Here is a 5,666-nt window from a genome sequence, read left to right as displayed (position 1 = left end):
CCATTTTTTTACCCAACCTGATCTTGTCCACGCATCGCACCTGATCCAACAAAATACGCGCATTCTTCCCCTGAAAAATCACTTCGGGGCGACAGCCCATAGGCCGCCCAGCACTGGTGATGGGCGCGATGATGACTCGGGGCAATACGGTGTTCATATCGTCTGGTGACACCACCAGCGCAGGGCGCGTCTTTTGAATCTCGCGGCCGATGGTAGGGTCAAGGTTGACCCAATACACATCACCTCGGGCCACAACAGCCCGGTTCACCATACCCACTCACTGTCATCGGCAACAGGTGCGTCACTCCAGTCCTGCGCCTCTACCTTCTCTTGGGCCAAGACAGCTTTTGATGGTGCGGCCGCGTGAACAAACCAACCGTCGCGCAGTTTGCGGCGAACTGGCTTGATCACAATCTGGCCATCTTGCAACTGCATATCCACCTGATCTTCGATCTGGCAAGACACAAGAAAGGCGGCCGGGATCAACACCCCCCGGGAATTCCCAATTTGGCGCACGGATGTAAGCATGGATTGCTCCTATAAAATAATAACAATATTATAACTTTTTAGCCAATAACACACCACCACAGCCCCTCGTTCACCGAAACCGGCGGCACCCAGCCCAACAGGCTGCGCGCCTTTCAAATAGCTACTTACAAACAACCCAACATCGGCACCAAGCTATTCAAAAACAATAGCTGCTCACGCAGTGTTGACGGGGGCTACAGCTGCGCCTGGCGGCAGCACCACCCCGTCAGCCACTTTGACCCCATAACCCAGCGCCGAGCCGGCTTGCATCCAGGCACTGCGGCCCAGCACTGTGGCTCATGGCTGTGGTGGTTCGGCATGAGGGAACGGTTTGCTTATGCGCACACAATCGGCCAGTTCAGGTCGTGCCCGACCCATCAGCGGCTGCAGCAATAGCGTATGGGTCTCCTTATCAATGGTATCCAACAAGCGATTGGCCGCTGGCTGGATCAGGCTCCACCAGTTTTAGACTTCAATAGCGCCCGACCTTGCGCCTTGATTGCCGCCATGTCCATGGCGCTGACGCGACCGGCATGGATATCGGCCATACCCTGTGCAATGTCCGCTTGCAGTGACGAAAAACTGGCAAGCTGAACGGTTTGGTAGGCCTCAAACAGGCGCAGCGCCTCACGAATCACTTCGCTTGCAGAGCCGTACATGCCAGACGCCACGTGATCTCGCACACGGTTTTCAAGTTCAGTTGGTAAGGATATGTTTAGTGACATTAGCTTGCTCCTTTTTGTGGCAGTTTTTGCCATTTTATGCCAAGCGTCAAAATTTTTTCCACCCTGTCAAACTTGCTCATCGTTGCCTCACTCGCAGCGCTAATGCTGGCACGCAAAAATCGTCCAAAGGCGGTTAGGCGATCGGCATCGGGCAGCAACTGACCATCAGTTCCGTGTGCGCTCGTCATCGTGCGGAACTTGACCATGTTGAATGGCTGGGCGTTTAGGCCAGGGAGGCTAAAAGGAGGTCAAAGAGGCGTTTCATGGGTTGACTATTGGATCAAGGTCATTGGGTGTCAAAAAAGATAGCTAATGACGCAGAATTGACGAGGGCTACAGCCATAAAAGCTATAAATCAATTGGAATCTAACTCCAATTAACTCATCAACGCTGCGCCTGGCGGGAGCACCACGCCATCGGCCACCTTGACCCCATAACCGAGCGCCGAGCCGGCTTGCATCCAGGCACTGCGGCCCAGCACTGAGCCGCCAGACACGCAGGCATTCACACCCAAGTGGCCATAGTCATGCACCTGTGCGTCGTGGTCAACGACGGCCCCGCAGTTGACTATGACGCCACAGCCCAGCCGGGCGTCGGTACCCACAATGGCCCCGGCCATGATGGCGCTGCCTGGGCCAATCACCGCGCTGGGCGACACGATGGCCCGTGGGTGCACCACGGTGACCAGTTCAAAACCAGCCGCCAGCAGCTTGTTGGACAATGCCTCGCGTAGCGCGTTATTGCCGATGGCCACAATGGCCGCATCTGCATGAGTCCGGTAGGCGCGCACATCGCCCGTAGTGCCCAACACGGCCTCGGCCACGGAACGACCGTGCCCACTAAGCGCGGCACACGTGCCTGCGATCAAATCAAATAGTCTTTTCATGCAACGCACCCCCACGGCCCGCCGCAGCCCTTCCTCCACTGGCACACGCAGCACCTGACCCCAATTAACCAATTAACCAATTAACCAATTAACCAATTAAATATCATGTCAAATCGCCCAATTCTCCAGTCGCAACCCCGCTACACGGGCGAATTCACGAGTGTTGTTGGTAACCAGGATGGTGTTGGACGCCATCGCGTGGGCGGCGATCATGGTGTCCAGTGCGCCGATGGGCTCGCCACGTCGCTCCAGAGCGGCACGCAGGTCACCATAATGCCAGATCGCAGACGCATCAAACGGCAGAACCTCCAGCGGCGCCAGAAACATCTCCAGCGCCTCGCGGTTGCGCGCAGAACCGCTTTTAGCTACGCCAAAGGCCAACTCTGCGGCCGTCACACTGGAAATACTGATACTTCCCAAGCGCTCGCGCCGAAAGCGCTCCAACACTGAGGGAGGGCGGGCATTGATGATGTAGATGCAAATATTGGTGTCAAGCATGTAGCTGATCAAGGCGCTATCTCCTCGCGCACCTGAGTGGCGGGTTGGTCACGGCTGATCTGAAAACCCGGTTCGAACGCATTCAGCGCAGCGTCCAGCATGGCCCAAGGCTCATTGACCGGAAGCAACAAGACACCATTACCAAAATGTCTTACGACGACCTCCACCCCCTCGAAACGGTACTCCTTGGGCAAACGTACCGCCTGACTGCGACCCGACTGAAATAGACGTGCAGTATCCATGCGCACTCTCCTAAAAATTGATATATACCAATGGTAGTCACATGTCGTCGAAAATGCAAACTCGAAGGTCAATACGACACCCATCCCGGAGCAGCATCTTCATCAGCGTCAGCTGTCGATGGGCGTCAAGTACGCATCCGGGTTGCTTAGCAAATGAGTCGCCACCGTAGGAGAGGTGTTGCGCCCCACCCGGTCAGACCAATACAGGGCTGGCCCCTTTGAAGTCAGGCGCACCGCCAAGGCGACAGCACAATCGGCAACAACAAGACAAGCCCGCCGCAGCCCCTCGTCCACCAACACCGGTGGCACTCAGCCCGGCAACTGCCGCGCGTTCGCGATAGCTACTTGCAAACTTCCAAACTTGAGCACTAATTTTTTCAAAAACAATAGCTACTCACGCAGTGTTGACGGGGGCTACAGCCCTAAAAGCTATAAATTAATTGGAATCTGACCCCAATTACCGACATCGGTACCCACAATGGCACCGGCCATGATGGCGCTGCCCTGCCCCACCACCGCGCTGGGCGACACGATGGCTCGCGGGTGTTCCATTTACAGTTCCATCAACGCATGCACATCAGCGATGAGACTCGGCACCAATGTGCACAACTCTTTGATGGTAGATTCCTCAACCTCCAGGTAGCCCTCGTACTCGGCCAGATTTCTTTTTTGATGTGCTGAATCCAACACCCGCCAGCGATTAGCTGGCCAACCACGAACCAGGTTATCCAATGCGGGCAGGCTCATGAGCATCTCCAATTAGCGCAATGACAGGCTGCGACAAAACACGATTGACAAAGGAGTCAGGCTCATCGCGGCGTCTATAAAACTCTTCGGGTGTATAAAAATTGGGATTTATTTTCCGACCTAACTGGGCCTCTATCGGCACCAGCCGCTCCAGGACATCGCCCAGCAAAAGATCGCGTCCAACCAACATCACATCAATGTCGCTTTGCGCGGTGTCTGTTTGTTTCGCCACCGATCCATAAACCCAAGCCGATTGCAGCTTGGGTGTCAACGGCATCAATGCATCCTGCAACATGGGTACCATGCCAAGCGTCTTGCTCGTCAGGGCTACCAATTCATTAAAAACCGGGCTTTGTGGGTTTGCACGGAAACAACGCAAGCTACCAAGGCGCTCCGAATTTACCAGCTTCGATTCGACCAACCTATTGAGCTCCCGCTGCAAAGAAGCACTGCCCAGGCCCGTGAGGCGCCGCAACTCACTCAGGTGGTAACTGCGCTCAGGCTGCCCAAACAGCCATAGGTAGACCCGAGACTGACTGTCAGAAAAAATAGAAGAGGCGAGCGACATAGCCAGATACTAGCACGATCATGCCAAATATTGGCTTAACACTCCCGCGCCTTCGTAATATCTATCTGCAAACACGCAAGCACCCGCACCATACTCTTCAAAAACAATAGCTACTCACGCAGTTTTGACGGGGGCTACAGCCATAAAAGCCATAAATTAATTGGAATCTAATCCCAATTGACTGAAAGGTGAGAAAAAGGGTAGCGTCCCCTTTTGGCCCAGCGATGTACACCGGGCTTGACGATCTGCTCGATTAGCCCTAAATTTATACTGAATTTAGAATAAACTCTGCCAATGATCCGAATCCAACAAAAAGTTACGAGGTGGCTTGGCGACAGTCTTGTTTCGGTCAAGGCTTTCTCTTACGACGCGAAGCGCGAAGCTGGCCATCAGTTGGGCCGAGTGCAGGAAGGTCAGGAACCTACTGACTGGAAGCCTATGGAAACTGTTGGAGCTGGCGTCAGGGAGATTCGTATAAGGGTTGAAAAGGCATATCGCGTGCTTTACGTTGCAAAGTTTTCTGAGGCAATTTACGTACTCCACGCCTTTGAAAAAAAGACCCAAAAAACCAGCAAGGCCGACCTTGATTTGGCAAGCAAACGCTACCGGCAATTAGTGAACGAGAGGAAGACAAAATGAACGAACTCAATGTGACCAAAGGCAGTGCCAACATCTTTTCTGATCTCGGTTTCGACGCCGAGGAATCTCAGAATTTGCTCCTGCGCTCTCAAACCATGATTGTTATTTCCAAGTGGTTTGAAGACAGCGGGTTAACACAGGCGGCCGCAGCAAAGACGCTTGGCGTGACACAGCCACGTTTGAATCAGTTACTCAAGGGCAAGATCGGCGAATTCAGTCTTGACGCCCTGGTCAACATGGCAACCCGAGCGGGCATGCGCGTTGGTCTGACCATCCGCCCTATTCCCGGTGTCAAGGCAAAAGCACCCAGGAAACCTGAATCGCATCAGATCCGACAAAGACAGATCGCGTAATGCGCGTCCATGCCACCGAGGAAATCACATCTCCACCCATCAATCAAACACCTCCGCCTCACTCAGCGTCTTCGCCGCCGAATCCTTGGCCGCCAGCTGCGGTGCAGTTTGCATAGGCCACTGCACGCCCACGGCCGGGTCGTTCCAGAGCAGGCTGCGTTCAAACTCGGGGTACCAGTAGTCGGTGGTTTTGTACAAAAACTCGGCGGTGTCACTGGTCACCACGAAGCCGTGGGCAAAGCCCGGGGGAACCCACAACTGGCGATGATTGTCAGCTGACAGCACCACACCCACCCATTTCCCAAAGTTTGGCGAGCTGCGACGCATGTCCACCGCCACGTCAAACACCTCGCCTTGCGTCACGCGCACCAGCTTGCCTTGGGGGTGCTGAATCTGGTAATGCAGGCCACGCAACACGCCCTTGACAGAGCGGCTGTGGTTGTCTTGCACAAACTGCACGTCCAGCCCCGTGACTTGGGC

12 protein-coding genes and 1 pseudogene are annotated in these 5,666 nt (G+C 54.7%); 2 read left to right on the top strand and 11 right to left on the bottom strand.

Annotated features, from left to right (window positions below):
- The 10 genes and pseudogenes from B3V69_RS02555 to B3V69_RS02505 all read right to left on the bottom strand — a co-directional run.
- Window positions 1–271: type II toxin-antitoxin system PemK/MazF family toxin (locus B3V69_RS02555; protein ID WP_296443497.1), on the bottom strand; the 271-nt coding region annotated here is incomplete at its 3' end.
- On the bottom strand, window positions 265–528 hold the full coding sequence (locus B3V69_RS02550) for an AbrB/MazE/SpoVT family DNA-binding domain-containing protein (RefSeq protein ID WP_296443494.1): 264 nt from the start codon (window positions 526–528) through the stop codon (window positions 265–267). The genes B3V69_RS02555 and B3V69_RS02550, both read right to left, overlap by 7 nt.
- A 449-nt stretch (window positions 529–977) precedes the next feature.
- Window positions 978–1,253 (bottom strand): type II toxin-antitoxin system ParD family antitoxin, encoded by a 276-nt coding sequence (locus tag B3V69_RS02545; protein WP_296443493.1) that lies wholly within the window; start codon window positions 1,251–1,253, stop codon window positions 978–980.
- Window positions 1,253–1,471 (bottom strand): annotated as a pseudogene (locus B3V69_RS20705) (hypothetical protein); the annotation flags it as partial. The gene B3V69_RS02545 and the pseudogene B3V69_RS20705, both read right to left, overlap by 1 nt.
- A gap of 158 nt (window positions 1,472–1,629) precedes the next feature.
- Window positions 1,630–2,139, bottom strand: coding sequence for an acetyltransferase (locus tag B3V69_RS02535; RefSeq protein ID WP_296443491.1), 510 nt, complete (start codon window positions 2,137–2,139; stop codon window positions 1,630–1,632).
- 108 nt (window positions 2,140–2,247) lie between these two features.
- Window positions 2,248–2,646, bottom strand: coding sequence for a type II toxin-antitoxin system tRNA(fMet)-specific endonuclease VapC (vapC, locus tag B3V69_RS02530; protein WP_349679193.1), 399 nt, complete (start codon window positions 2,644–2,646; stop codon window positions 2,248–2,250).
- A complete protein-coding gene (locus B3V69_RS02525; protein ID WP_296443487.1) occupies window positions 2,646–2,879 on the bottom strand; it encodes an antitoxin in 234 nt (77 codons plus the stop codon). The genes vapC and B3V69_RS02525 overlap by 1 nt, the downstream gene beginning before the upstream one ends.
- A gap of 429 nt (window positions 2,880–3,308) precedes the next feature.
- Entirely contained in the window at window positions 3,309–3,431 is a 123-nt protein-coding gene (locus B3V69_RS02515) for a hypothetical protein (protein ID WP_296443485.1), read from the bottom strand.
- Window positions 3,432–3,626 (bottom strand): hypothetical protein, encoded by a 195-nt coding sequence (locus tag B3V69_RS02510; protein WP_296443483.1) that lies wholly within the window; start codon window positions 3,624–3,626, stop codon window positions 3,432–3,434.
- Entirely contained in the window at window positions 3,604–4,194 is a 591-nt protein-coding gene (locus B3V69_RS02505; protein WP_296443481.1) for a nucleotidyltransferase domain-containing protein, read from the bottom strand. The genes B3V69_RS02510 and B3V69_RS02505 overlap by 23 nt, the downstream gene beginning before the upstream one ends.
- Window positions 4,195–4,488: 294 nt before the next feature.
- Here B3V69_RS02505 and B3V69_RS02500 point away from each other — a divergent pair, with 294 nt between their 5' ends.
- Both B3V69_RS02500 and B3V69_RS02495 read left to right on the top strand, forming a co-directional pair.
- Window positions 4,489–4,833 carry a type II toxin-antitoxin system RelE/ParE family toxin gene (locus B3V69_RS02500; protein ID WP_296443478.1) on the top strand — a complete coding sequence of 115 codons (345 nt, stop codon included), beginning with the start codon at window positions 4,489–4,491 and terminating at the stop codon, window positions 4,831–4,833.
- Window positions 4,830–5,186, top strand: coding sequence for a helix-turn-helix domain-containing protein (locus B3V69_RS02495; RefSeq protein WP_296443476.1), 357 nt, complete (start codon window positions 4,830–4,832; stop codon window positions 5,184–5,186). The genes B3V69_RS02500 and B3V69_RS02495 overlap by 4 nt, the downstream gene beginning before the upstream one ends.
- Window positions 5,187–5,225: 39 nt before the next feature.
- Here the strand turns inward: B3V69_RS02495 and rfbC are convergent.
- The coding region (rfbC, locus tag B3V69_RS02490; protein WP_296443474.1) for a dTDP-4-dehydrorhamnose 3,5-epimerase at window positions 5,226–5,666 on the bottom strand (441 nt) is incomplete at its 5' end.

It is taken from the genome of Rhodoferax sp. UBA5149, from assembly GCF_002413825.1.
Classification (GTDB): domain Bacteria; phylum Pseudomonadota; class Gammaproteobacteria; order Burkholderiales; family Burkholderiaceae_C; genus Rhodoferax.
The sequence above is the reverse complement of the archived record's forward strand: the minus strand, read 5'-3'. Positions and strand labels throughout refer to the sequence as shown.